Origin of the sequence: Pseudomonas mangiferae, assembly GCF_007109405.1 — a bacterium.
GTDB lineage: Bacteria > Pseudomonadota > Gammaproteobacteria > Pseudomonadales > Pseudomonadaceae > Pseudomonas_T > Pseudomonas_T mangiferae.
In genome coordinates, this window is the sequence record NZ_VJOY01000006.1 from 158,534 (window position 1) to 181,487 (window position 22,954).

Here is a 22,954-nt window from a genome sequence, read left to right on the forward strand (position 1 = left end):
CGGTGTCCCTCGCCGATCGGTTGCTAGCCGCCTGGTACCGGGGGCATCCCGCCCTGGCGGCGTTGCGCCCGCTGGAGGCTCTCTATCGGCGAGTCGTCGAGGGCAAGCGCCAGGCCTATCTCCAGGGCCGGCGCAGCGCCTACCGGGCACCGGTGCCGGTGCTGGTGGTGGGCAACGTCACCGTCGGCGGGACCGGCAAGACCCCGCTGATCCTCTGGCTGATCGAACACTGCCGGGCGAAAGGGCTGCGCGTCGGTGTGGTCAGCCGCGGCTATGGCGCCAAGCCGCCCCACGTACCCTGGCGGGTGGAATCGGACCAGCCGGCCCACGAGGCGGGCGACGAGCCCCTGCTCATCGTCCGCCGCAGCGGCGTGCCACTGGTGATCGACCCCGACCGCAGCCGGGCCGTGCAGGCCCTGCTGGACAGCGAGACCCTGGACCTGGTGCTCAGCGACGACGGCCTGCAGCACTATCGCCTGGCGCGGGACCTGGAACTGGTGCTGATCGACGCCGCCCGCGGCCTCGGCAACGGCCGCTGCCTGCCGGCCGGCCCGTTGCGGGAGCCGGCCGAGCGGCTGGCAAGCGTGGACGCCGTGCTCTACAACGGCGCCGCCGACGATCCTGCCGGCGGCTACGGGGTCCGGCTGCGGCCGACCGCCCTGGTCAACGTGCGCAGCGGCGAACGGGCGCCCCTGACCCGCTTCCCGTCCGGCCAGACCTTCCATGCGGTGGCCGGGATCGGCAATCCCCAGCGTTTCTTCGCCACCCTCGAAGCGCTAAACTGGCGGCCGATTCCGCACCCGTTCGCCGACCATGCTCGCTACAGCGTCGACGCGCTGGCCTTCAGCCCGCCGCTGCCCCTGGTGATGACCGAGAAGGACGCGGTGAAGTGCAGGGCCTTCGCCGGGCACGACTGGTGGTACCTGGCGGTGGATGCCGAGCCTTCCGCCGCCTTCGTCGCCTGGCTGGATGTGCAACTGACCCGTTTGCTGCCCGGCCGCCTCTGACGCCCCGGGCGACCGTTCCAACGCCCGAGGACTCCGTGATGGACCCGAAACTGCTCGATATTCTCGCCTGCCCACTGACCAAAGGGCCGCTGATCCTCAGCGAGGACAAGACCGAACTGATCAGCCGCGGCGCCGGCCTGGCGTTTCCCATTCGCGATGGCATCCCGGTGATGCTGGAAAGCGAAGCCCGCAGCCTGACCACCGACGAGCGCCTGGAGAAACGATGAGCATCGATTTCACCGTGGTGATCCCGGCCCGCCATGCCTCCAGCCGCCTGCCCGGCAAGCCGCTGCAGGACATCGCCGGCAAGCCCATGGTGCAGCACGTCTGGGAGCAGGCGCGCCGCAGCGGTGCCCGCCGCGTGGTGGTCGCCACCGACGACCCGCGCATCGTAGACGCCTGCCAGGCATTCGGCGCAGAGGCGCTGATGACCCGGGTCGAGCACGCCTCCGGCACCGACCGCCTGGCCGAAGTGGCCACCCAACTGGGCCTCGACGACCGCGCCATCGTGGTCAACGTGCAGGGGGACGAGCCGATGATTCCGCCGTCGATCATCGACCAGGTGGCGGCCAACCTGGCGGCCCACCCGGAGGCGGGCATCGCCACGTTGGCCGAGCCGCTGGAAGACGTCGCGGCGCTGTTCAATCCCAACGTGGTCAAGGTCATCCATGACCTGAACGGGCTGGCCCTGACCTTCAGCCGTGCGCCATTACCCTGGGCGCGGGATGCCTTTGCCCGCGACCGCGACCAGTTGCCCGCCGGGATACCGTATCGTCGGCACATCGGCATCTATGCCTATCGGGCCGGTTTCCTTCACGATTTCGTCGCCTGGGGCCCGTGCTGGCTGGAGGGCACCGAATCCCTCGAGCAACTGCGTGCCCTCTGGCACGGCGTGCGCATCCATGTGGCCGATGCGCTGGAGGCGCCGCCCACCGGAGTCGACACGCCGGAAGACCTGGAACGGGTCCGCCAGCTGTTGGGGGGCTGAGCCGTGCGCGTGCTGTTCGTCTGCATGGGCAACATCTGCCGCTCGCCCACTGCCGAGGGAATCTTCCGTCACCGCCTGCAACGGGCCGGGCTGGCGGAGCGGGTCCAGGTGGATTCCGCCGGGACGGGCGACTGGCACGTGGGCAAGGCCCCCGATGCGCGCGCGTTGTGGGCGGCCGCCGGGCGTGGTTATGACCTGGCGAGCCTGCGGGCGCGCCAGGTGGTTGCGGAGGATTTCTCCCGGTTCGACCTGATCCTGGCCATGGACCACGACAACCTGTATCACCTGGACCGTCTGTTCCCTGGGGAGGACAAGGCCGGCGTGGACCTGTTCCTGCGCCGCTACGCCCTCGACGTGGAAGAGGTGCCGGACCCGTACTACGGGGGCGAAGCGGGCTTCGAGCGGGTGCTGGACCTCTTGGAGCAGGGCTGCGATGCCCTGCTCGCGGACGTGGAGCGCCGCCTGTGAGCCTGCAGGTGCGGGAGGGGGTTTCCCTGGCGCCCTACAACACCTTCGGCATCGACGTGCGTGCCCGTGGCTTTGCCGAGGCTCAGGGGGAGGAGGACGTTCGCGCTGCCCTGGCTGAGGCCGCCGCGCGGCGCCTGCCGCTGCTGGTGCTGGGCGGCGGCAGCAACCTGCTGCTCAGCCGAGACGTCGAAGCCCTGGTGCTGAAGATGTCCAGCCGCGGCGTGCGGGTGCTGGAGGATGATGGCCGGCGCGCCATCCTGGAAGCGGAGGCCGGCGAGCCCTGGCATCCCTTCGTGCTGGATACCCTGGCGCGAGGTTTCGCCGGCCTGGAAAACCTCAGCCTGATTCCGGGCACGGTGGGTGCCGCGCCGGTGCAGAACATCGGTGCCTACGGCGTGGAGCTGAAGGACGTATTCGCCGGCCTGACGGCCCTGGATCGGCGCAACGGCGAACTCGTCACTTTCGACCGCGAGGCCTGCTCCTTCGGTTACCGCGACAGCCTGTTCAAGCAGGAGCCGGATCGCTGGGTGATCCTCCGGGTCCGCTTCGCCCTGGACCGCCAGGCGCCCCCGCACCTGGACTACGGCCCGCTACGCCAGCGCCTGGCGGAGAGCGGTATCGATACTCCGAGCGCCGTGGATGTCAGCCGGGCGGTGTGTGCCATCCGCCAGGAAAAGCTGCCCGACCCCGCCCAACTCGGCAATGCCGGCAGTTTCTTCAAGAACCCCGTGGTGGATGCCGACAGCGCCAACGCGCTTCGCGCGCGTTACACCGATCTGGTGGCCTATCCGTTGGCCGATGGCCAAGTGAAGCTGGCCGCCGGCTGGCTGATCGAGCGAGCCGGCTGGAAGGGGTTTCGTGAGGGGGACGCCGGTGTCCACCAGCAGCAGGCCTTGGTGCTGGTGAACCATGGTACGGCCAGTGGCGCCGAGATCCTGGCTCTCGCCCGGCGTATCCAGGGCGACATCCTGGCGCGCTTCGGCGTGACCCTGGAGATGGAGCCGAATCTGCTCTGAACGAGGCAGGCTCGCGCCAGACACGCGCGCGGCATTGCGATGAAACGAAGAAGGCGCCATGGGCGCCTTTTTCTTTGCCGAGATGCCAAGCCTGGCCATGTGCGAGCAAAGGCCTCGACCGGAACTCCCAGCCGAGGATTACCGCAGACAAAAAAAGGGCGCCCGGAGGCGCCCTTTTTTCTTCGGCTCGAATCAAGTGTGCGACGTGTCGTCCGCACCATCGGCCTTCTTCTCGCGCGCCTTGGCGTCATCCGCCTCGGCATCGTCCTGCGCGGCGGTTTGCGCCTTTACCTGCTCCAAGGCGCTCACGGCGTCCGGATGGGGCAGCAGGACCGGTTCCTCGGGATTGGCCGGCTGGATCGCCGGACGTTCCACTTTGGTCGGTTCATTGGCCGGTGCGGCCGGGGTTTCGACCTCGGCGACTTCGGCCACCACCGGGGCGGGGGCCTCGGTTTCGACGCGCGGCTCGTCGGCGGTGAAGGTCACGGCCGATACGCTCTCGTAGGGCACGCTGGCCGCTTCCGGACGAATGTTCGACGCTGGCGCATCCTGCGGGGCCTCGGTCTCGGTCTCGCGAGCCAGGCGCTCGGCTTCCCGCTGACGGCGACGCACTTCGCGCGGATCGTTGGGCGCGCGGCCGCCGGCAGACGCGGAGGCCGGAGCCGCTTGCGCGGGTTCGTCGGCGACAGCGGTATCAGCGGGCACCAGTGCCACGTCCGCGGTAACCGGCTCCTGGGCTTCCACGGCACCGGCGGGTGCCGGGGCCTCGGCCAGAGTCTGCGGCGCTTCTACTGGTTCCACCGCATCCGGGACGCGCTGGAGGGCTTCCTCGGCAGGGGCGGCGTCGGTCGCATCGGCTACGTCGGTCACCGGGGCGACGGACTCTGCCTGGGGCTCGGTCGCGGGCTGTGTATCGCTGGCGGCGGCTACGTCGCTCAAAGCGTTGGCTGCGGTGGCGGCGAAGACGGTGCCGGCGCTTTCCTCGGCGGTTTCCGGGAATTCGCCACCGACTTCACGCTGACGCTCGCGACGGTTGCTGCGACGACGCTGGCCACGGGAGCGGCGACGGGGACGCTCGTCATCGCTGCCTTCCGAGAAATCGTCATCCAGCAACTCTTCCTGGTCGGTCATTTCCTCGTCGCTGATCGTAGCCTGCGGGGCACGCGGCGGACGCTCTGCCCGCGGCGGACGCTCGCGGTCGTTGCGCTCGCGACGGCCTTCGGCCTGCTCGCCGGCTTCGCGGGGCTGACGTTCTTCGCGCGGCTCGCGTGGTTCACGCGGCTCGCGGGCCGGGCGCTCTTCACGCGGTTCACGGGCGGAACGGTCTTCGCGGGGGGCGCGTTCCTCGCGCGGCTGGCGCTCTTCCCGAGGCTGGCGTTCTTCACGCGGCTCGCGCGGTTCACGGGCCTGGCGTTCCTCGCGAGGCTGACGCTCCTCACGCGGGGCGCGCTCTTCGCGAGGCAGGCGCTCGGCGCGCTCGCGGCGTGGCTCCTGGCCTTCGCGGGCCTCACGGGCTTCGCGTGGCTGGCGTTCTTCGCGCGGCTCGCGGGATTGCCGCTCCTCGCGGGAACCGCGCTCTTCGCGGGGCTTGCGCTCGTCACGGCCGCCTTCGCGGCGGCGGTTCTGCTGGCGACCGCTGCGACGCTCTTCGCTGCGCGGCGTGCGCTCGGCGGCAGCCGGTTTCTCGGCAACCGGCGGGACTTCTTCTTCCTTGCCGGCGAACAGCCCGACCAGGGACTTCACCAGGCCCTTGAGCAGGCTCGGGGCCGGCTGGGCGTGGTGATGTACCGGCGGGGCGACGGGTGCGGCCGCTGGTGCCTCGGCGCTCTGTACGGGCGGGGCAGGGCGGTCCTGGGCCACCGACTTGACCGCGGCTTCCTGGCGAACCAGGGTGCGGGTCGCGCTGACCGGCTGGACTTCCTCATGCTCCTCGTGGGCCATCTCGTAGCTGGAGAGGCCGGCCAGCACTTCCGGGCTGTCGTCGCGCAGGCGCTGGACTTCGAAGTGCGGGGTTTCCAGATGGTCGTCGGGCAGGATGAAGATGCGCGCACGGGTGCGCAGCTCGATCTTGGTGATGGCGTTGCGCTTTTCGTTGAGCAGGAAGGCGGCCACCTGGAAGGGCACGCGTGCGCGGACTTCCGCGGTGCGGTCCTTGAGGGCCTCTTCCTCGATCAGGCGCAGGATCGCCAGGGACAGGGATTCCACGTCGCGGATGATGCCCTGGCCGTTGCAACGCGGGCAGACGATGCCGCTGGTCTCGCCCAGGGACGGACGTAGGCGCTGGCGGGACATCTCCAGCAGGCCGAAACGGGAAATACGGCCCACCTGGACGCGGGCGCGGTCGGCCTCGAGGGCTTCACGGACTTTCTCTTCCACGGCGCGCTGGTTCTTCGCCGGGGTCATGTCGATGAAGTCGATGACGATCAGGCCGCCGATGTCGCGCAGGCGCAGCTGGCGGGCGATTTCCTCGGCCGCTTCCAGGTTGGTCTGCAGGGCGGTTTCTTCGATGTCGCCACCCTTGGTGGCGCGCGCCGAGTTGATGTCGATGGACACCAGGGCCTCGGTCGGGTCGATGACGATGGAGCCGCCGGACGGCAGCTTCACTTCGCGCTGGAAGGCGGTCTCGATCTGGCTCTCGATCTGGAAGCGATTGAACAGCGGAACGCTGTCCTGGTAGAGCTTGATCTTGTTCTGGTACTGCGGCATCACCTGGCGGATGAAGCTCAGGGCTTCTTCCTGGGCCTCGACGCTGTCCACCAGCACTTCGCCGATGTCCTGGCGCAGGTAGTCGCGGATGGCGCGGATGATGACGTTGGATTCCTGGTAGATCAGGAACGGAGCGGAACGGTCCTGGGACGCTTCCTTGACGGCGGTCCACAGTTGGAGCAGGTAGTCCAGGTCCCACTGCAGCTCTTCGCTGCTGCGGCCCAGGCCGGCGGTGCGGACGATCAGGCCCATGTCGGCCGGGGCGTCCAGGCCGTTCAGCGCTTCACGCAGTTCGTTGCGCTCTTCGCCTTCGATGCGACGAGAAATGCCCCCCGCGCGCGGGTTGTTGGGCATCAGGACCAGGTAACGGCCGGCGAGGCTGATGAAGGTGGTCAGGGCTGCGCCCTTGTTGCCACGTTCTTCCTTCTCGACCTGGACGATGACTTCCTGGCCTTCGCTCAGGACTTCCTTGATGTTGACCCGGCCTTCGGGGTTCTTCTTGAAGTATTCCCGGGAGATTTCCTTCAGCGGCAGGAAGCCGTGGCGATCGGCGCCGAAGTCGACGAAGGCGGCTTCGAGGCTGGGCTCGACGCGGGTGATGCGGCCTTTATAGATGTTGGCCTTCTTCTGCTCGCGGGCACCGGATTCGATGTCCAGGTCGTACAGGCGTTGGCCGTCGACCAGTGCTACACGCAACTCTTCGGGCTGAGTCGCGTTAATCAGCATTCTCTTCATGTGATACCAAATGGTTTCCGGGGCTGCCGGAGACGACGTTCGGCACACACGACTCTCACGGTTGGTGTCGGGCGCGCGTCAGGGGCGGTCGGGCCGCCTCTGGGTCTAGCGATCGCCGGCCAGAAGGGCCGACGACGCGACAGCGTTTCCTGGTCGCTGGTGTGGCAACAAAAGCGCTTGGTTCAGGAGGAGGAATCAGCCGACGACAGCGGACGAAATGAAGCGTCTGTAAAAGCCTGTGCTACGCAGTCCGACGGCTGTGCATCTCCACCCTACACGTAATCCTTGAAAATCGGGTGCCGCTCGCAGAATCCGGAGCGGGTTGCATTTACCGTAATCGACCCTGGGGCAGATCACGCGTCATGGCTCAAGGCTTTGTTTTCGGAGCGCTCCAGGCGATGCGCTGGAGGTCGCGTCGGACGGCCTGACGTCCTCAATGATTGCAGGTGGCCGGAATGCAACGTGAGGCATCCGCTGGCCTGGCCGCTTTTGGCGGCGTTGCGAATATAGCAGCAATCATTAAGTGCTTCAATTCAATAAAAAATTGTTATGATGTCGCGATGACGACTCCCGCCCCCTCGACCTCGGCCGTTCAACTGCTTGAGGTCGCGCCGGAATACGCCGGCCAACGCATCGACAATTTCCTCCGCACCCAGCTCAAGGGTGCTCCCAAGACCCTAATCTACCGCATCCTGCGCAAGGGCGAGGTGCGGGTGAACAAGGGGCGCATCAAGCCGGATTACAAACTGCAGGCGGGCGACATCATACGCGTCCCGCCGCTGCGCCTGGCGGAGCGCGACGAGCCGGCACCGCTGGCCCAGGGGCTGCTGGAGCGCCTGGAGGCGGCCATCGTCCATGAAGACAAGGCGCTGATCGTCATCAACAAACCGGCCGGCCTGGCTGTGCACGGAGGCAGCGGCTTGAGCTTCGGCGTGATCGAGGCTTTCCGCCAGCTGCGGCCGGACGCCAAGGACCTGGAGCTGGTGCATCGCCTCGATCGGGACACCTCCGGCCTGCTGATGATCGCCAAGAAGCGCAGCATGCTGCGGCACCTGCACGAGGCACTGCGGGGCGACGGGGTGGATAAGCGCTACCAAGCCCTGGTGCGCGGCAGCTGGCCGACCTCGAAGAAGCAGGTCAGCGCTCCCTTGCTGAAGAACAACCTGCGTTCCGGCGAGCGCATGGTGGAGGTCAACCCGGAGGGCAAGGAGGCGCTGACGCTGTTTCGTGTGCTGCGCCGCTTCGGCGAGTTCGCCACCCTGGTGGAGGCGAGCCCGGTGACCGGCCGCACCCACCAGATCCGGGTCCACGCCAAGCACGCCGGCCACGCCATCGCCGGCGATCCGAAGTACGGCGATGAAGAGTTTTCCCGGGAAATCCGCGAGCTGGGCGGCAAGCGTCTGTTTCTCCACGCCTATGCCTTGCGGATCGGCATGCCGGACGGCAGCACGCTGAGCCTGGAGGCGCCGGTGGATGCCCTGTGGTCCGACACCCTGGAGCGCCTGGGTGCAGCCTGACTACCAACTGCTGATCTTCGACTGGGACGGTACGCTGGTGGATTCCATCGGGCGCATCGTCGAGGCCATGCGGGTCGCGGCGCTCGGCTGCGGTCTGCCAGATCGCAGCGAAATGGCGATCAAGGGCATCATCGGGCTGGGGTTGCCCGAGGCGATCCTCTCCCTGTATCCCGAACTCGACCTGGTGGCGCTGGAGCGCTTCCGGGGGCGTTATGTCGACCACTACCTGTCCCTGGAAACTGAGCCCTCGCCGTTCTTTCCTGGCGTGGTGGATGCGCTGGATGATTTCCGCCGGCGGGGCTACCGCCTCGCAGTGGCCACCGGCAAGAGTCGCCGCGGCCTGCAGCGAGTGTTGCAGGCGCATGGCTGGCTGGATTATTTCGATGTCACCCGTTGCGCCGATGAAACGGCCAGCAAGCCAGACCCGCTGATGCTGCAGGAGATACTCATGCATTGCGACGTGCCACCGGCGCGGGCGCTGATGGTGGGCGATTCTCCGTTCGACCTGCGCATGGCTCGCCATGCCGGCATGGACGCGGTGGCGGTGGGGTATGGCGCGCAGCCCCTGACGGTGCTGTGCGAGGAATCGCCGCGGCTGGCGATCCAGTATTTCGATGACCTGCGCGCCTGGCTGGCCGGGCGTGCGATCACGCAACCTGCAGAGGTGAACGAGCATGGCGGATGAGTGGAAGACACCGGCAGCGGGCAGCCCCGACGAGCGGAGCTGGCGGCTGCTGGAAAAGGCGCTGCTGGCCAGCGTGCAGGAACAGCGCCGCTCCCGGCGCTGGGGCATCTTCTTCAAGGTGCTGACGTTTCTATACCTGTTCATCATGCTGGCGTTGTTCACGCCTGCGCTTGATCTGAAGAAAAGCGCCTCTCGCTCGGAGAGCCATACGGCTCTGGTGGAAGTGCGCGGCATGATCGCCGACAAGGAGGCCGCCAGCGCCGACAATATCGTCGGCAGCCTGCGCGCCGCCTTCGATGACCCGAAAACAAAAGGGGTGATCCTGCGGATCAACAGCCCGGGTGGCAGCCCGGTGCAGTCGGGCTACATCTATGACGAGATTCGCCGGCTGCGGGGCGAGCACAAAGACATCAAGGTCTACGCGGTGATCGCCGACCTGGGGGCTTCCGGTGCCTACTACATCGCCAGCGCCGCCGATGAGATCTACGCGGACAAGGCGAGCCTGGTGGGCTCCATCGGTGTCACCGCTGCCAGCTTCGGGTTCGTCGAGACCATGAACAAGCTCGGTGTGGAACGGCGCGTCTATACCTCCGGCGAGCACAAGGCCTTCCTCGATCCATTCCAGCCCCAGAAGGAAGACGAGACCCGTTTCTGGCAGGGCGTGCTGGAGACCACTCACAAGCAGTTCATCGATAGCGTGAAGAAAGGGCGGGGTGATCGACTCAAGGTGGACGGCCATCCCGAACTCTTCTCCGGCCTCATCTGGACCGGCGAGCAGGCGGTTGCGCTGGGGCTCGTGGACAAGCTGGGCAGCACCAGCTACGTCGCCCGTGAGGTCATCGGCGAGAAGGAAATCGTGGACTACACCGTTCAGGACTCGCCCATCGACCGGTTCGCCAAGCGCCTGGGGGCCAGTGTCTCCGAGCACGCAGCGTTGTGGCTGGGCTTCCAGGGGCCCTCGCTGCGTTGAGTCTTAGGGGATCGCCACGCCTTCCTTTATAAGCATGTCCACCAGCCTGATCAGGGGCAGCCCGATCAGGCTGGTGGCGTCAGGGCCTTCGGTGGCGCGGAACAGGCTCACGCCGAGCCCCTCGGCCTTGAAGCTGCCAGCGCAGTCGTAGGGCGTTTCCGCGTGCAGGTAGCGGGTGATGGCGTCGTCGCTCAAGGCTCGGAAATGGACCGTGAACGGCACGCAGTCCACCTGGCAGTCGCCACGCTCGCCGTTGAACAGCGCAAGCCCGGTCAGGAAGCTCACGCTGCCGCCGCTGGCTGCTTTCAGCTGGGCATGGGCGCGTTCGAAGTCGTGGGGCTTGCCGAGGATCCGGTCGCCGTTCACCGCGACCTGGTCCGAACCGATGATCAGGTAGTGCGGGTACCGGCTCGCCAACGCCATGGCTTTCTCCCGGGCCAGGCGCCTGACCAGGGCCTCGGGCGTTTCGCCGGGTCGGTGGCTCTCGTCGATCTCCGGGGCATCCCACTGGAAGGGGAGGCGCAGGCGCTGGAGCAGTTCGCGGCGGTAGGGCGAGCTGGAGGCGAGGAGGATCGGTTGCATAACGGTATTTCCGTCGAGATCGGGCGCTCATTCTAGAAGCGTCAGCCGCGTATCCGACAGGGTGGAAATTGTTTTGACAGGGGGAGGGGTGCTCCCTAGAATACCGCGCCATGTTGAATGGGCCGATTCCACCTCACGTTGACCCGCGCAAGCTGGCCGATCGTGGCGCCACCCTCGAGGGTTCGGTGCCGCTTTCGAACCTGGCGCGCCTGTGCGATCCGCTCGCGGATGACGCAGGCGCTGTGCGGGTAAAACTGCTATTCGATCGCGACGAACGACGCTCCGTGGTCATCCACAGCGAGCTGGACGCCGAGGTCAAGATGGTTTGCCAGCGTTGCCTGGAGTTGGTCAGCCTGCCCCTTCACAGCGAAACCGTGTATGCGGTCGTGAAAGAAGGCGCGGACACCCAGTCGCTCCCCAAGAGCTACGAGGTGCTCGAAGTGGGCGAAGACCCCCTGGATGTGATGACGCTGGTCGAAGACGAGCTATTGCTCGCTCTGCCCATCGTCCCGACCCATGATCCCGATGTTTGCCAGCAGCCGGCGGTTAAAGACGAGCCGCAGTCCAGCGAAGACGAGGTTCCGCGGTCCAACCCGTTCAGCGTACTGGCGCAGTTAAAGCGTGACCCAAACGTTTAGGAGTTAATCGATTATGGCTGTTCAGCAGAACAAAAAATCCCGCTCTGCCCGCGACATGCGTCGCTCCCACGACGCTCTCGAGGGCAACGCCCTCTCCGTGGAAAAGAGCACCGGTGAAGTGCACCTGCGCCACCATGTTTCCCCGGACGGTTTCTACCGGGGTCGCAAGGTGATCGACAAGGGCGCCGACGAGTAATCTTGTCCGCTCCGATCATCGCGATCGACGCAATGGGCGGGGACTTCGGTCCCCGTTGCATTGTCCCCGCCAGCCTCTCCTGCCTGGCTGAAATCCCCTCGCTCCAACTGATCCTCGTGGGTCAGGCTCCCCTCCTCGAATCCCTTATCGCCTGCGAGAAGATCGCATTCGACCGTTCGCGGCTGCATGTCCAGCATGCCAGCGAGCAGATCGCCATGGACGATCGGCCGGCCCAGGTGCTCCGCGGCAAGCCCGATGCATCCATGCGTATCGCCCTCGACCTGGTCCGCCAGGGTGTCGCCCAGGCGTGTGTCAGTGCGGGTAACACCGGGGCGTTGATGGCCTTGTCCCGGCATATCCTGAAGACCCTGCCGGGTGTCGATCGACCGGCCATGGTGCGGGCCGTGCCCACCTCCCGGGGGCCGTGCCACCTGTTGGACCTGGGGGCCAACGTCGATTGCACTGCCGAGCACCTTTACCAGTTTGCCGTGATGGGTGCCGTAGCCGCCGAGGCGCTGGGAACCGAGTCGCCGCGGGTCGCGTTGCTCAACGTGGGGACCGAGGAAATCAAGGGTAACCAAGTGGTGAAGCAGGCGGCAGCGCTCTTGCAGCAGGCGCTTGGCTTGAACTACGTGGGCTTCGTCGAGGGGGATGGCGTCTACCGCGGCGATGCTGACGTGGTGGTGTGCGACGGCTTCGTGGGCAATGTCCTGCTCAAGGCCAGCGAGGGGCTGGTCACCATGGTTTCCTCGCGGATCGAGACCGCTTTTGCCCGAAACCCGATCACCCGCCTGGCTGGCGTGCTGGCACTGCCCGTTCTGCGCCGTTTCAGTCAGGAGATTGCGCCTGCCCGCCACAATGGCGCCAGTTTCCTCGGTCTGCAGGGGATCGTGGTGAAGAGCCACGGGTCGGCAGGCCGCGAAGGCTGGCAGAGCGCGATCCAGCGGGCCTATGCCGAAGTCAGCGAAGACCTGCCTCGGCGCCTGAGCGGGCGGCTCGAGGTTCTGCTGCGGCAGATGTGACCATCGGTCGTAGCCGGCCATCCAAGCATTCAGTTCGACGCCTGGCCACCAGGCGCCGTTTCTCCCGATCGACTGGATAAGGGAACCCTCATGTCCGCATCCCTCGCATTCGTCTTCCCCGGCCAGGGCTCGCAATCCCTCGGCATGCTGGCCGAGCAAGCAGCCCAGTACCCCGGCATCCTGGACACCTTCGGTGAAGCCTCGGACGCCCTCGGTTACGACCTCTGGGCCCTGATCCAGCAGGGGCCCGAAGAGCGCCTGAACCAGACTGACAAGACCCAGCCGGCGATCCTGGCGGCGTCCATCGCACTGTGGCGTCTCTGGCAAGCCGAGGGCGGTGCGCAGCCGGCCTATGTCGCCGGCCACAGCCTGGGTGAATATTCCGCGCTGGTGGCCGCGGGCAGCGTGCCTTTCGCTACCGCGGTGAAGCTGGTCGAGCGCCGCGGGCAACTGATGCAGGAAGCCGTGCCGGCCGGGCAGGGCGGCATGGCAGCGATCCTCGGCCTCGAGGATGCGGACGTACTGGCTGCCTGCGCCGAAGCGGAGCAGGGCGAAGTAGTCAGCGCAGTCAACTTCAATGCCCCGGGTCAGGTGGTGATCGCTGGTAGCGCGGCAGCGGTGACTCGCGCCATCGAGGCCTGCAATGCCCGCGGCGCCCGTCGCGCCATGCCGCTGCCGGTGAGCGTTCCGTCCCATTGCGCACTGATGCGCCCGGCGGCCGAGCGCTTCGCCGAAGCGCTGGAGCGTGTGGACTGGCAAGCGCCGAACATCCCGTTGGTGCAGAACGTGAGTGCCCAGGCGGTGAGTGACGTAGCGGAGTTGCAGCGCAACCTGCTGGCCCAGCTCTACAGCCCGGTACGCTGGACCGAGAGCGTGGTCCGGCTTTCCGAACTGGGCGCGACCCAGGTGGTGGAGTGCGGTCCCGGCAAGGTGCTGAGTGGTCTCAACAAGCGCTGCGTGAAAGGCATCGGCCTCTTCAATCTCGATACCCCCGACGCCTTCGCCGCCGCCCGTGCGGCGCTGGCCTGAACAAGGAGAATTCCATGTCCCTGCAAGATAAGGTGGCGCTGGTCACTGGCGCCAGCCGCGGCATCGGCCAGGCCATCGCGCTGGAACTCGGGCGCCAGGGCGCCATCGTCATCGGTACGGCCACCTCGGAAGGTGGCGCGGCACGCATCGCCGAGACGCTCCAGGCGAACGGAATCCAGGGCAGCGGGCTGATGCTCGATGTCTGCAGCGATGAGTCCGTGGCCGCGGTTCTGGAGCAGGTTCAGCAGCGCCACGGCTCGCCAGCCATCCTAGTCAATAACGCCGGCATCACCCGCGACAATCTGATGCTGCGGATGAAGGACGATGAGTGGTTCGATGTCATCGACACCAACCTGAACAGCCTGTATCGGCTGTCCAAGGCGGTCCTGCGGGGCATGACCAAGGCGCGCTGGGGTCGCATCGTCAACATCGGCTCCGTGGTCGGGGCCATGGGCAATGCCGGTCAGGCCAACTACGCGGCCGCCAAGGCCGGTCTTGAAGGGTTCAGCCGGGCGCTGGCCCGCGAAGTGGGCTCTCGGGCGATCACCGTGAACGCCGTGGCGCCGGGTTTCATCGACACCGACATGACCCGCGAACTGCCCGAAGCCCAGCGCGACGCGCTGCTCACCCAGATCCCGCTGGGTCGTCTCGGCCAGGCCGAGGAGATCGCCCGGGTCGTGGCGTTTCTCGCTTCGGATGGCGCAGCCTACGTCACAGGGGCTACTATCCCTGTGAACGGCGGTATGTACATGAGCTGAATGTGACGAATCCCTGCGGGGGGCTGTCTCAAGGGCTATCTGATCGGTTGAGAACGTGCAACGGGGTTCGGATGGCGGCGAGAGGCTTCCCTCGTGGGTGCCGTTCAGCTTGAAATGCAGAAATCCCTTTCTATACACTGCAGCCCAGCTGCACGGATTTTCCATAGGAGTGAAAACAAGGTATGAGCACCATCGAAGAGCGCGTCAAGAAAATCGTCGCTGAACAACTGGGCGTCAAGGAAGAAGAAGTCACCAACAGCGCTTCCTTCGTCGAGGATCTGGGTGCCGATTCGCTTGACACCGTTGAGCTGGTGATGGCCCTGGAAGAGGAATTCGAGACCGAGATCCCGGACGAGCAAGCAGAGAAGATCACCACCGTTCAGGAAGCCATCGATTACATCAACGCGCACGCGCAATAAGTTGTAATCGTCGCTTTCCGACGCGCAAAAACCGCACGACTCCCATGAGCCGTGCGGTTTTTCTTTAATGGGCCTGTTCATCGTCCCCCGAGCGCTCATCGTCTCGTCCGGGCCAGGGCGGGCAGGCGACGGCACCCTGTCCGTCGCGCCCACGTTCGTCATTCGCGCAGCGCGCGTAGCCGAACGGATGATGGATACCGTAAACGCTTTTTGAGGAATGAAGGAGATCGCTGTGTCGCGTAGACGCGTCGTGGTCACCGGTTTGGGGATGTTGTCGCCGCTGGGTACCGATGTATCGAGCAGCTGGCAGGGGATTCTCGCCGGTCGCAGTGGCATCGCTCCGATCGAGCACATGGACCTTTCCGCCTATGCCACCCGCTTCGGGGGCTCGGTGAAGGGGTTCGATGTCGAGCAATACCTCTCGCTCAAGGAAGCCCGCAAGCTGGACCTGTTCATCCAGTACGGGCTCGCTGCCAGCTTCCAGGCGGTTCGGGATTCCGGACTGGAAATCACCGATGCCAACCGCGAACGCGTCGGCGTGGTGATGGGGTCGGGCATCGGTGGCCTGACCAACATCGAGAACAACTGCCGTGCGCTGATCGAGCAGGGGCCGCGGCGTATCTCGCCGTTCTTCGTGCCCGGCTCCATCATCAACATGGTGTCCGGCTTCCTGTCGATTCACCTGGGCGCCCAGGGTCCGAACTATGCCCTGGCCACCGCCTGTACCACTGGCAGCCATAGCATCGGCATGGCGGCGCGCAACATCGCTTACGACGAGGCGGACGTGATGATCGCCGGCGGGTCGGAAATGGCCGCTTGTGGACTGGGTCTGGGCGGCTTCGGCGCGGCCCGCGCGCTGTCCACCCGAAACGACGATCCCCAGCGCGCCAGCCGGCCCTGGGACAAGGAACGCGACGGCTTCGTGCTTTCCGACGGCGCTGGCGCGCTGGTGCTGGAAGAACTGGAGCATGCCCGGGCCCGCGGCGCGACCATCTATGCCGAGCTGATCGGCTTCGGCATGAGTGGCGACGCCTTCCACATGACCTCACCGCCGGAAGACGGTGCCGGTGCGGCCCAGTGCATGCGCAACGCGCTGCGCGACGCCGGCCTGAACGCCGACCAGGTCCACTACGTGAACGCCCATGGCACGTCCACCCAGGCCGGCGATTTGGCTGAAGTGGCCGCGTTGAAGAGCGTCTTCGGCGATCATGCCTATCGGCTGTCGGTCAGCTCGACCAAGTCCATGACCGGTCACCTGCTGGGTGCGGCCGGCGCAGTGGAAGCGATCTTCAGCATCCTGGCGATCCGCGATCAGGTGGCGCCGCCCACCATCAACCTGTTCGAGCCGGACGACGGCTGCGATCTGGACTTCGTGCCGCACCAGGCCAAGTCGATGCCCATCGACGTGGTGCTGTCCAACTCGTTTGGCTTCGGAGGGACCAACGGGTCGCTGGTGTTCCGCCGGTTCGCCGGCTGATGCTCGCCTGGGTCGACGGCCTGCAGGCGACCGGCCTGTCCTTGAACGATCGCGGGCTGACCTACGGCGATGGCCTGTTCGAGACCATCGCCGTGCGTAACGCGGAGCCGCGCCTGCTGGCACGGCACCTGGCGCGGCTCGAGGGCGGTTGTCGGCGCCTGGCCATTCCCCTGGACAGCGACGAGGTCGCACGAGAAATCCGTGCCTTCTCGGCGGTCCTGGGCCACGGCGTAGCCAAGCTGATCGTGACCCGGGGCGAGGGGCAGCGGGGCTATGCCGCGCCCCGGCCCGCGCGGCCGGTGCGCATCCTGCAGGGTAGCGCCGCTGCCGCTTATCCGGCGGGCCATACCCAGGAAGGCGTCGCGCTATTCCCTTGCCGCACCCGCCTTGCCGAGCAGCCTGCGCTCGCCGGCCTCAAGCACCTCAACCGCCTGGAGCAGGTCCTCGCCCGCAACGAGTGGCAAGGGGAGGAAGTGGAGGGCCTGATGCGTGATTGCAGCGGGCGAGTGATCGAGGGCGTCTACAGCAATCTGTTCCTGGTGCGGGACGAGGTCTTGATGACCGCCGACCTGTCGCGTTGCGGCGTCGCCGGGGTGATGCGGGCGGAGCTGCTGCACCAGGCGGAAGGCCTCGGATGGCCGGTGCAGGTCTGCGACATCGCCTACGACGAGCTGCTGCGGGCCGACGAAGTCTTCCTCTGCAACAGCCAATACGGCATCTGGCCGGTACGGGCGCTCGATGGACATCATTGGCCGGTCGGCCCGCTGACCCGTAAACTGCAGGCCATTGTCCGGGATCGGGTGGACGGCTGACGTGGTGATACGCAAATTTCTGGCGCTGGTGGAAGTGCTGCTGGTCCTCGCCGGGCTGGCCGTGGCGGCCGGTGGGTGGTGGCAGCGCCAGGCACTGCAGCAGCCGCTGGCGGTCGAGCAGGAACGCCTGATCGAGGTACCCGCCGGCTCGACCCCCGGGGGAATTCTCAACCGCCTGGAAGAGGAGGGCGTCCTGCACGACGCCTTTCTGCTGCGCCTGTACTGGCGCTTCAACCTGGCTGGCCAGGCGTTGCACAGCGGCGAATACCGCCTGACCCCCGGTATGCAAGCGTCCGGCCTTCTCGATCTGTGGCGACGCGGAGACGTCGTCCAGTACGCCGTGACCCTGGTGGACGGCTGGACCTTCCGCCAGGTGCGGGCGGCCCTGGCGAAGCAGGCCAAGCTGGAGCAGACCCTGTCGGGTCTGACCGATGACGAGGCGATGGCGCGCCTGGGCCAGCCAGGTGTGCACCCGGAAGGGCGTTTCTACCCCGATACCTACAATTTCGTCCGTGGCACCCGCGACGTCGACCTGCTCAAGCAGGCGCGCCAGCGCCTGGACAAGGTGCTGGACGAGGAATGGCAGGCGCGGGCGGACAGTCTGCCGTACCGCGATGCCTACGACGCGCTGATCATGGCGTCCCTGGTAGAGAAGGAAACCGGCATGCCCGCCGAGCGTCAGCAGATCGCCGGTGTCTTCGTGCGTCGCCTGCAGCGCGGCATGCTGTTGCAGACCGACCCCACGGTGATCTATGGCCTGGGTGAGCGCTACAACGGCAAGCTCACCCGCGCTCACCTGCGCGAGCCCACCTCCTACAACACCTACGTCATCGCCGGATTGCCGCCGACGCCCATCGCCATGGTCAGCCGCGATGCGATCCATGCCGCGCTGCACCCCGACGCGGGCAGCAGCCTGTATTTCGTCGCCCGCGGCGATGGCAGCCATGCCTTTTCCGACAGCCTGGATGCCCACAACCAGGCGGTGCGCGACTACCAGCTCAAGCGCCGTGCCGACTACCGGTCCAGCCCGGAACCGCTGCCCCGGTCCAAAGACGGCGCGCCGACGGAACCCTCGTCGCCCATCCCCGAATCCGACCCGAGGAGCGCCCAGTGAGCGGCCTGTTCATCACCCTGGAAGGCCCCGAAGGCGCTGGCAAGAGCACCAACCGCGACTACCTGGCGGAGCGTCTGCGCACCCATGGCGTGGATTGCGTACTGACCCGCGAGCCCGGCGGTACGCCGCTGGCGGAGCGGGTCCGCGAACTGTTACTGGCACCCTCCGACGAAACCATGGCGGCCGATACCGAACTGCTGCTGGTCTTCGCCGCCCGCGCCCAGCATCTCGCCCAGGTCATCCGCCCGGCCCTGGCGCGGGGCGCGGTGGTCCTTTGCGACCGCTTCACCGATGCCACCTACGCCTACCAGGGCGGGGGGCGCGGCCTGGACAGGGCGCGCATCGCCCAGCTGGAAACGTTCGTCCAGGCCGACCTGCGTCCCGACCTGACCCTGGTGTTCGACCTGCCGGTGGAAATCGGCCTGAGCCGGGCCGCGGCCCGCGGGCGTCTGGATCGGTTCGAGCAAGAGGCGGCGACATTCTTCGAGGCGGTTCGCCGCACCTACTTGCAGCGGGCCGCCGCCGAGCCGGGTCGTTACCGAATCCTGGACGCCGCCCAGCCCCTGGATCAGGTGCAGGCCGCCCTCGATGCGTTGCTGCCGGACCTGCTGGAGGGCTGCCGTGGCTGAACATTATCCCTGGCAGGCCTCCCTCTGGCAGCAGCTCGCCAGGCGCAGCCGTCATGCCCATGCCTACCTGCTCCATGGCCCGGCGGGAATCGGCAAACGTGCCCTGGCCGACCGCTTGATGGCCCGGTTGCTGTGCCAGCGTCCCGAGGGGAACGAGGCCTGCGGCCAATGCAAGGGATGCCAGCTGCTGGCCGCGGGTACCCATCCCGATCACTTCCTGCTGGAGCCGGAAGAAGCGGACAAGCCCATCAAGGTGGACCAGGTCCGCGAACTGGTGGAATTCGTGGTGCAGACGGCCCAACTGGGTGGGCGCAAGGTGCTGCTGCTGGAGCCCGCCGAGGCCATGAACCTGAATGCCGCCAATGCCTTGCTCAAGAGCCTGGAGGAGCCGTCCGGGGACACGGTGATGCTGCTGGTCAGCCACCAGCCCAGCCGGTTGCTGCCGACCATTCGCAGCCGCTGCATGCAGCAGGCCTGCCCACGGCCGGATCGCGCGGCCAGTCTCGACTGGCTGGCGCGCGCTTTGCCCCAGGCATCGCCCGACGAGCGCGAGACGCTGCTGGCTCTCGCGGGTGGCTCGCCGTTGACGGCGCTGCGCCTGCAGGAGCAGGGCGTCCAGGCGCAGCGGGCGAAGGTGGTGGAGGACGTGAAGAAACTGCTGAAGCAGCAGGCTACCCCGAGCCAGCTGGCCGAGGGCTGGAATGCCGTCCCGCTGCTGCTGCTGTTCGACTGGTTCTGCGACTGGGCCCAGGCGCTGCTGCGCTACCGGCTGACCGGCGACGAGACGCAGCTGGGGCTGGCCGACATGCGCAAGGTGGTGCAGTACCTGGCGGACAAGAGCCGGCCGGAACGCATCCTGGCAATCCAGGACTGGCTGCTGCTGCAACGCCAGAAGATCCTCGGCAAGGCCAACCTCAACCGTGTCCTGCTTCTCGAAGCCCTGCTGGTGCAGTGGGCAAGCCTGCCGGGACCGGGCTAGAATCCGCCCCATCGAGAGCCAGCCAGGAAAGCCGCATGAGCCTCCCCCCGAACTTGGGTCCGCGTAACGGAATTCTGTCCCTGACCATCAAGGACAAGTCCGTGCTCTATGCCGCCTACATGCCGTTCGTGAAGAACGGCGGACTGTTCATCCCCACCAACAAGAGCTACAAGCTGGGCGACGAGGTCTTCATGTTGCTCAACTTGATGGATGAGCCGGAGAAGATCCCGGTGGCTGGCAAGGTGGTGTGGATCACCCCCAAGGGCGCCCAGGGCAACCGGGCGGCCGGCATTGGCGTCCAGTTCAACGATGGCGACGCCAGCGCGCGCAACAAGATCGAGACCTATCTGGCCGGTGCGCTGAAGTCCGATCGCCCCACCCATACCATGTGATCCACCGGGCGCCTCCGCCCGGTACCGCCAGACGAGACACGCCATGCTGGTCGATTCCCATTGCCACCTCGATCGCCTCGACCTCGCCAGCCATGGCGGTTCGCTGGAGGCGGCGCTCGACGCGGCCCGTGCCCGGGGCGTGGGGCATTTCCTCTGCATCGGTGTCAGTGCCGACAATGCTGCGGCAGTCAAGGCGCTGGCGGACACCCATGCCGACGTTCACTGCTCCGTCGGGGTACATCCGCTGGACCTGGAGCCCGGGCATGACCTGGCGCTGGACTGGTTGCTGAACGAGCTGGACCACCCGCGGGTGGTGGCCATCGGCGAGACTGGCCTGGACTATCACTACGAGCCCGACGCCGCGGTGCGCCAGCAGGAGGCGTTTCGCCTGCACCTGCAGGCGGCGCGGGTGACCGGCAAGCCGGTGATCGTGCACACCCGCGAAGCCCGTGCCGACACTCTGGCGCTGCTGCGCGAGGCCGACTTGCCCCAGGCGGGGGTGCTGCACTGTTTCACCGAGGACTGGGAAATGGCCAAGGCCGCCCTTGACCTGGGGTTCTACATCTCCCTGTCCGGCATCGTGACGTTCCGCAATGCGGACGCCCTGCGAGAGGTGGCGCGCCAGGTGCCGGCCGATCGGCTGCTGGTGGAGACCGATTCTCCTTACCTGGCGCCCGTTCCGCACCGCGGCAAGCCCAACCTGCCGCAGTACGTCCGCGAGGTGGCGGAATTCCTCGCCGCCCAGCGTGGCGTGTCCTACGAGGAACTGGCCGCCACCACCACGGCCAATTTCTATCGGCTGTTCCCGCTGGCCCAAGGCTGATCCGCCGGCGTTCGCGTCGCTCACGCTTTGGAGCCAAGTGCGCCTTTCGCGAGGAACTGCGGGCCGACTCCGGATCAGCGACCCGCCAGCTGGCGAATGTGGCCCAGGGTATTTTCCAGGACGCTGTCCGGCGTATAGAAATGGGGCGATAGGCGAATCCCGCCGCCGCGCTGGGCGCACACCACCTGCCGGTCTTTCAACTGCTCGAACAGCCTCCCGGTGTCCACACCCTCCAGGTCGAACGTGACGATGCCCGCTCGGCGAGTGGGCGAAGTGGGGCTGTGCAGGCGTATGCCTGGCAGCGATCCCAAGGCCTCCAGCAACCAGTCCACGCGATTCTCCAACTGCCCGGCCACCGTGGGCAGGCCGGTTTCCTCCAGCAGCGACAGGCTGGCATCCAGAGCCACCGCGCCGAGCATGTTGGGGCTGCCGCATTCGAATCGCCGGGCCGTGGCGGCGGGTTGCCAGTCGGGCCGGGTGTAGTCGCCGGCATGCTCCAGCATGTGCCAGCCGTACTCGTGGAGGGTCAGCTGTTCACGCAGGTCGGCGCGGCAGTAGAAGACCCCGAGCCCTTCGGGGCCGAGCATCCACTTGTGCCCATCGGCCATGGCGAATGCGCAGTCATAGCGCTGGACATCGAAGGGCAGGGCGCCCAGGTGCTGGATGGCGTCCACGCAGAAAAGCACGCCACGGGTGCGACAGCCCGCCCCCAGGCGCTCCAGGTCGAGCCGCAAGCCGCTGGCGTACTGCACCGCGCTGATGGCCAGCAACCGGGTACGCGGCCCGCAGGCGTGCAGCAGGCCTGCCTCTGGGTTTTCGTTGTCGAGGCTCACTGGGATCACCTCGACCCCCAGGGGCCGCAGGGCTTCCCACACCACCCGGTTGGAAGGGAATTCCTGGTCGCTGATCACCACCTGGTCGCCCGGCTTCCAGTCCAGGCCGAAGGCCACGAAGGACAAGGCTTCCGAGGTGTTCTTGACCAGCGCCAGGTCGGCGCTGTCCGGGGCGTTCAGCAGGCGGCCCAGGCGTTCCCTCAGGCGTTGCTCGATGCGCAACCAGTCCGGGTAATCGCGGGCGCCGTGCTGGACGTTCTGCTCGGCGAAGGCGGCCACGGCCCGTGCGGTACGCCGTGGCCAGGGCGCCACCGCCGCGTGATTGAGGTAACACAGCCCCGTGTCTTGGGGAAATTCGTCGCTCAGCGGGCTCATAATCGGATGATCCGTGCAATTTATCGCTGGTTTGGCATAATACGCGGCTTGATTTTCGACCCCGTACTCCTTCTATGCAGAAAGAACCCCGTAAGGTCCGTGAGTTTCGTCGCCGCGAGCAGGAAATCCTCGATACCGCGCTCAAGCTGTTCCTGGAGCAGGGCGAGGACAGCGTAACCGTTGAGATGATCGCCGACGCGGTGGGGATCGGCAAAGGCACGATCTACAAGCACTTCAAGTCGAAGGCAGAGGTGTACCTGCGGCTGATGCTCGACTACGAGCGGGACCTGAATGCGCTGCTGCACTCGTCGGACGTCGATCGCGACAAGGAAGCCCTGTCCCGGGCGTATTTCGAGTTCCGCATGCGCGATCCCCAGCGCTACCGCCTGTTCGACCGCCTGGAAGAGAAGGTGGTGAAGGGCAACCAGGTGCCGGAACTGGTGGACCAGTTGCACAAGATCCGCGCCTCCAACTTCGAGCGCCTGACCCAGTTGATCGAAGGGCGGATCTCCGAAGGCAAGCTGGAAGACGTACCTCCGTACTTTCACTACTGCGCGGCCTGGGCGCTGGTGCATGGCGCGGTGGCGCTCTACCACTCGCCGTTCTGGAGCAACGTGCTGGAGGATCAGGAAGGGTTCTTCCAGTTCCTCATGGACATTGGCGTGCGCATGGGCAATAAGCGCAAGCGCGACGGCGACGCCCCGGGCAACTGACCGCTGGTGTCGCGAACCGGTGGTGCGCCTGGGCGCTGCGCATCGCCGGCCTATATACTCCGTCTCTGTCC

General features: G+C 66.7%; 25 protein-coding genes. 22 read left to right on the forward strand and 3 right to left on the reverse strand.

The genetic code is table 11. The features are described from left to right. Positions 1-2: 2 nt before the first annotated feature. From lpxK to murB, 5 genes are read left to right on the forward strand one after another with little or no spacing between them, the layout of a single operon-like run. Positions 3-1,007 carry a tetraacyldisaccharide 4'-kinase gene (gene lpxK / locus FM069_RS10170; RefSeq protein ID WP_143488189.1) on the forward strand — a complete coding sequence of 335 codons (1,005 nt, stop codon included), beginning with the start codon at positions 3-5 and terminating at the stop codon, positions 1,005-1,007. A gap of 38 nt (positions 1,008-1,045) precedes the next feature. Then, on the forward strand, positions 1,046-1,234 hold the full coding sequence (locus FM069_RS10175) for a Trm112 family protein (RefSeq protein WP_143488190.1): 189 nt from the start codon (positions 1,046-1,048) through the stop codon (positions 1,232-1,234). After that, a complete protein-coding gene (kdsB, locus tag FM069_RS10180) occupies positions 1,231-1,995 on the forward strand; it encodes a 3-deoxy-manno-octulosonate cytidylyltransferase (RefSeq protein ID WP_143488191.1) in 765 nt (254 codons plus the stop codon). Before FM069_RS10175 ends, kdsB begins: the two co-directional genes overlap by 4 nt. Before the next feature lie 3 nt (positions 1,996-1,998). Then, entirely contained in the window at positions 1,999-2,463 is a 465-nt protein-coding gene (locus FM069_RS10185; protein ID WP_178106711.1) for a low molecular weight protein-tyrosine-phosphatase, read from the forward strand. After that, the gene (gene murB, locus FM069_RS10190; protein WP_143488192.1) at positions 2,460-3,479 is read left to right on the forward strand and encodes a UDP-N-acetylmuramate dehydrogenase; all 1,020 of its coding nucleotides are present in this window, start codon (positions 2,460-2,462) and stop codon (positions 3,477-3,479) included. Before FM069_RS10185 ends, murB begins: the two co-directional genes overlap by 4 nt. 192 nt (positions 3,480-3,671) lie before the next feature. On the opposite strand, the gene rne is transcribed toward murB, so the two are convergent. After that, positions 3,672-6,920 (reverse strand): ribonuclease E, encoded by a 3,249-nt coding sequence (gene rne / locus FM069_RS10195; RefSeq protein WP_178106712.1) that lies wholly within the window; start codon positions 6,918-6,920, stop codon positions 3,672-3,674. A 560-nt stretch (positions 6,921-7,480) separates the two neighbouring features. Between rne and rluC the strand changes: the two genes are divergently transcribed. From rluC to sppA, 3 genes are read left to right on the forward strand one after another with little or no spacing between them, the layout of a single operon-like run. Then, entirely contained in the window at positions 7,481-8,437 is a 957-nt protein-coding gene (rluC, locus tag FM069_RS10200) for a 23S rRNA pseudouridine(955/2504/2580) synthase RluC (RefSeq protein ID WP_143488194.1), read from the forward strand. Beyond that, a complete protein-coding gene (locus FM069_RS10205; protein WP_233282017.1) occupies positions 8,427-9,122 on the forward strand; it encodes an HAD-IA family hydrolase in 696 nt (231 codons plus the stop codon). Before rluC ends, FM069_RS10205 begins: the two co-directional genes overlap by 11 nt. Continuing rightward, positions 9,112-10,092, forward strand: a complete 981-nt coding sequence (sppA, locus tag FM069_RS10210) for a signal peptide peptidase SppA (protein WP_143488196.1) — start codon at positions 9,112-9,114, stop codon at positions 10,090-10,092. Before FM069_RS10205 ends, sppA begins: the two co-directional genes overlap by 11 nt. A gap of 3 nt (positions 10,093-10,095) precedes the next feature. Here sppA and FM069_RS10215 read toward each other — a convergent pair whose 3' ends face one another. Beyond that, positions 10,096-10,674, reverse strand: coding sequence for a Maf family protein (locus tag FM069_RS10215; protein WP_143488197.1), 579 nt, complete (start codon positions 10,672-10,674; stop codon positions 10,096-10,098). Between the two features lie 110 nt (positions 10,675-10,784). Between FM069_RS10215 and FM069_RS10220 the strand changes: the two genes are divergently transcribed. The 13 genes from FM069_RS10220 to FM069_RS10280 all read left to right on the forward strand — a co-directional run bounded on the left by FM069_RS10220 (position 10,785) and on the right by FM069_RS10280 (position 20,962). Continuing rightward, positions 10,785-11,312, forward strand: coding sequence for a YceD family protein (locus FM069_RS10220; RefSeq protein ID WP_143488198.1), 528 nt, complete (start codon positions 10,785-10,787; stop codon positions 11,310-11,312). A gap of 13 nt (positions 11,313-11,325) precedes the next feature. Continuing rightward, a complete protein-coding gene (gene rpmF / locus FM069_RS10225; protein ID WP_143488199.1) occupies positions 11,326-11,508 on the forward strand; it encodes a 50S ribosomal protein L32 in 183 nt (60 codons plus the stop codon). Positions 11,509-11,510: 2 nt separating this feature from the next. Continuing rightward, complete coding sequence (gene plsX / locus FM069_RS10230; protein WP_143488200.1) at positions 11,511-12,530, forward strand: phosphate acyltransferase PlsX; 1,020 nt, start codon at positions 11,511-11,513, stop codon at positions 12,528-12,530. A gap of 90 nt (positions 12,531-12,620) precedes the next feature. Next, complete coding sequence (gene fabD / locus FM069_RS10235; protein WP_143488201.1) at positions 12,621-13,559, forward strand: ACP S-malonyltransferase; 939 nt, start codon at positions 12,621-12,623, stop codon at positions 13,557-13,559. 14 nt (positions 13,560-13,573) lie between these two features. Continuing rightward, positions 13,574-14,317: a 3-oxoacyl-ACP reductase FabG gene (gene fabG / locus FM069_RS10240; protein WP_143488202.1), complete on the forward strand. Its 744-nt coding sequence runs from the start codon at positions 13,574-13,576 to the stop codon at positions 14,315-14,317. Positions 14,318-14,499: 182 nt separating this feature from the next. Then, the gene (gene acpP, locus FM069_RS10245; RefSeq protein WP_003283670.1) at positions 14,500-14,736 is read left to right on the forward strand and encodes an acyl carrier protein; all 237 of its coding nucleotides are present in this window, start codon (positions 14,500-14,502) and stop codon (positions 14,734-14,736) included. Positions 14,737-14,968: 232 nt separating this feature from the next. Continuing rightward, positions 14,969-16,213 (forward strand): beta-ketoacyl-ACP synthase II, encoded by a 1,245-nt coding sequence (fabF, locus tag FM069_RS10250; RefSeq protein WP_143488203.1) that lies wholly within the window; start codon positions 14,969-14,971, stop codon positions 16,211-16,213. Then, entirely contained in the window at positions 16,213-17,025 is an 813-nt protein-coding gene (gene pabC / locus FM069_RS10255) for an aminodeoxychorismate lyase (RefSeq protein ID WP_143488204.1), read from the forward strand. The genes fabF and pabC overlap by 1 nt, the downstream gene beginning before the upstream one ends. 4 nt (positions 17,026-17,029) lie before the next feature. Beyond that, entirely contained in the window at positions 17,030-18,139 is a 1,110-nt protein-coding gene (mltG, locus tag FM069_RS10260; RefSeq protein WP_178106716.1) for an endolytic transglycosylase MltG, read from the forward strand. Further along, the gene (gene tmk / locus FM069_RS10265) at positions 18,136-18,768 is read left to right on the forward strand and encodes a dTMP kinase (RefSeq protein ID WP_143488205.1); all 633 of its coding nucleotides are present in this window, start codon (positions 18,136-18,138) and stop codon (positions 18,766-18,768) included. The genes mltG and tmk overlap by 4 nt, the downstream gene beginning before the upstream one ends. Then, a complete protein-coding gene (locus FM069_RS10270) occupies positions 18,761-19,747 on the forward strand; it encodes a DNA polymerase III subunit delta' (protein WP_143488206.1) in 987 nt (328 codons plus the stop codon). Before tmk ends, FM069_RS10270 begins: the two co-directional genes overlap by 8 nt. A gap of 35 nt (positions 19,748-19,782) precedes the next feature. Beyond that, positions 19,783-20,139, forward strand: coding sequence for a PilZ domain-containing protein (locus tag FM069_RS10275; protein WP_143488207.1), 357 nt, complete (start codon positions 19,783-19,785; stop codon positions 20,137-20,139). 43 nt (positions 20,140-20,182) lie between these two features. Next, entirely contained in the window at positions 20,183-20,962 is a 780-nt protein-coding gene (locus FM069_RS10280; RefSeq protein ID WP_143488208.1) for a TatD family hydrolase, read from the forward strand. A gap of 74 nt (positions 20,963-21,036) precedes the next feature. Here the strand turns inward: FM069_RS10280 and FM069_RS10285 are convergent, their stop codons facing one another. After that, the gene (locus FM069_RS10285) at positions 21,037-22,170 is read right to left on the reverse strand and encodes an aminotransferase class V-fold PLP-dependent enzyme (RefSeq protein WP_143488209.1); all 1,134 of its coding nucleotides are present in this window, start codon (positions 22,168-22,170) and stop codon (positions 21,037-21,039) included. A 74-nt stretch (positions 22,171-22,244) separates the two neighbouring features. On the opposite strand from FM069_RS10285, the gene FM069_RS10290 reads away from it, so the two are divergent. After that, on the forward strand, positions 22,245-22,883 hold the full coding sequence (locus FM069_RS10290; RefSeq protein ID WP_143488210.1) for a TetR/AcrR family transcriptional regulator: 639 nt from the start codon (positions 22,245-22,247) through the stop codon (positions 22,881-22,883). Positions 22,884-22,954 lie beyond the last annotated feature (71 nt).

Excerpts from the sequence above, each read along its gene's own strand:
- FM069_RS10215 (WP_143488197.1), bottom strand. The coding sequence starts at position 10,674 with ATGCAACCGATCCTCCTCGCCTCCAGCTCGCCCTACCGCCGCGAACTG.
- kdsB (WP_143488191.1), top strand. The coding sequence starts at position 1,231 with ATGAGCATCGATTTCACCGTGGTGATCCCGGCCCGCCATGCCTCCAGC.
- pabC (WP_143488204.1), top strand. The coding sequence starts at position 16,213 with ATGCTCGCCTGGGTCGACGGCCTGCAGGCGACCGGCCTGTCCTTGAAC.
- rne (WP_178106712.1), bottom strand. The coding sequence starts at position 6,920 with ATGAAGAGAATGCTGATTAACGCGACTCAGCCCGAAGAGTTGCGTGTA.
- rpmF (WP_143488199.1), top strand. The coding sequence starts at position 11,326 with ATGGCTGTTCAGCAGAACAAAAAATCCCGCTCTGCCCGCGACATGCGT.
- fabG (WP_143488202.1), top strand. The coding sequence starts at position 13,574 with ATGTCCCTGCAAGATAAGGTGGCGCTGGTCACTGGCGCCAGCCGCGGC.
- sppA (WP_143488196.1), top strand. The coding sequence starts at position 9,112 with ATGGCGGATGAGTGGAAGACACCGGCAGCGGGCAGCCCCGACGAGCGG.
- fabD (WP_143488201.1), top strand. The coding sequence starts at position 12,621 with ATGTCCGCATCCCTCGCATTCGTCTTCCCCGGCCAGGGCTCGCAATCC.
- acpP (WP_003283670.1), top strand. The coding sequence starts at position 14,500 with ATGAGCACCATCGAAGAGCGCGTCAAGAAAATCGTCGCTGAACAACTG.
- FM069_RS10285 (WP_143488209.1), bottom strand. The coding sequence starts at position 22,170 with ATGAGCCCGCTGAGCGACGAATTTCCCCAAGACACGGGGCTGTGTTAC.
- FM069_RS10275 (WP_143488207.1), top strand. The coding sequence starts at position 19,783 with ATGAGCCTCCCCCCGAACTTGGGTCCGCGTAACGGAATTCTGTCCCTG.
- FM069_RS10175 (WP_143488190.1), top strand. The coding sequence starts at position 1,046 with ATGGACCCGAAACTGCTCGATATTCTCGCCTGCCCACTGACCAAAGGG.
- FM069_RS10220 (WP_143488198.1), top strand. The coding sequence starts at position 10,785 with ATGTTGAATGGGCCGATTCCACCTCACGTTGACCCGCGCAAGCTGGCC.
- FM069_RS10280 (WP_143488208.1), top strand. The coding sequence starts at position 20,183 with ATGCTGGTCGATTCCCATTGCCACCTCGATCGCCTCGACCTCGCCAGC.
- rluC (WP_143488194.1), top strand. The coding sequence starts at position 7,481 with ATGACGACTCCCGCCCCCTCGACCTCGGCCGTTCAACTGCTTGAGGTC.
- FM069_RS10290 (WP_143488210.1), top strand. The coding sequence starts at position 22,245 with ATGCAGAAAGAACCCCGTAAGGTCCGTGAGTTTCGTCGCCGCGAGCAG.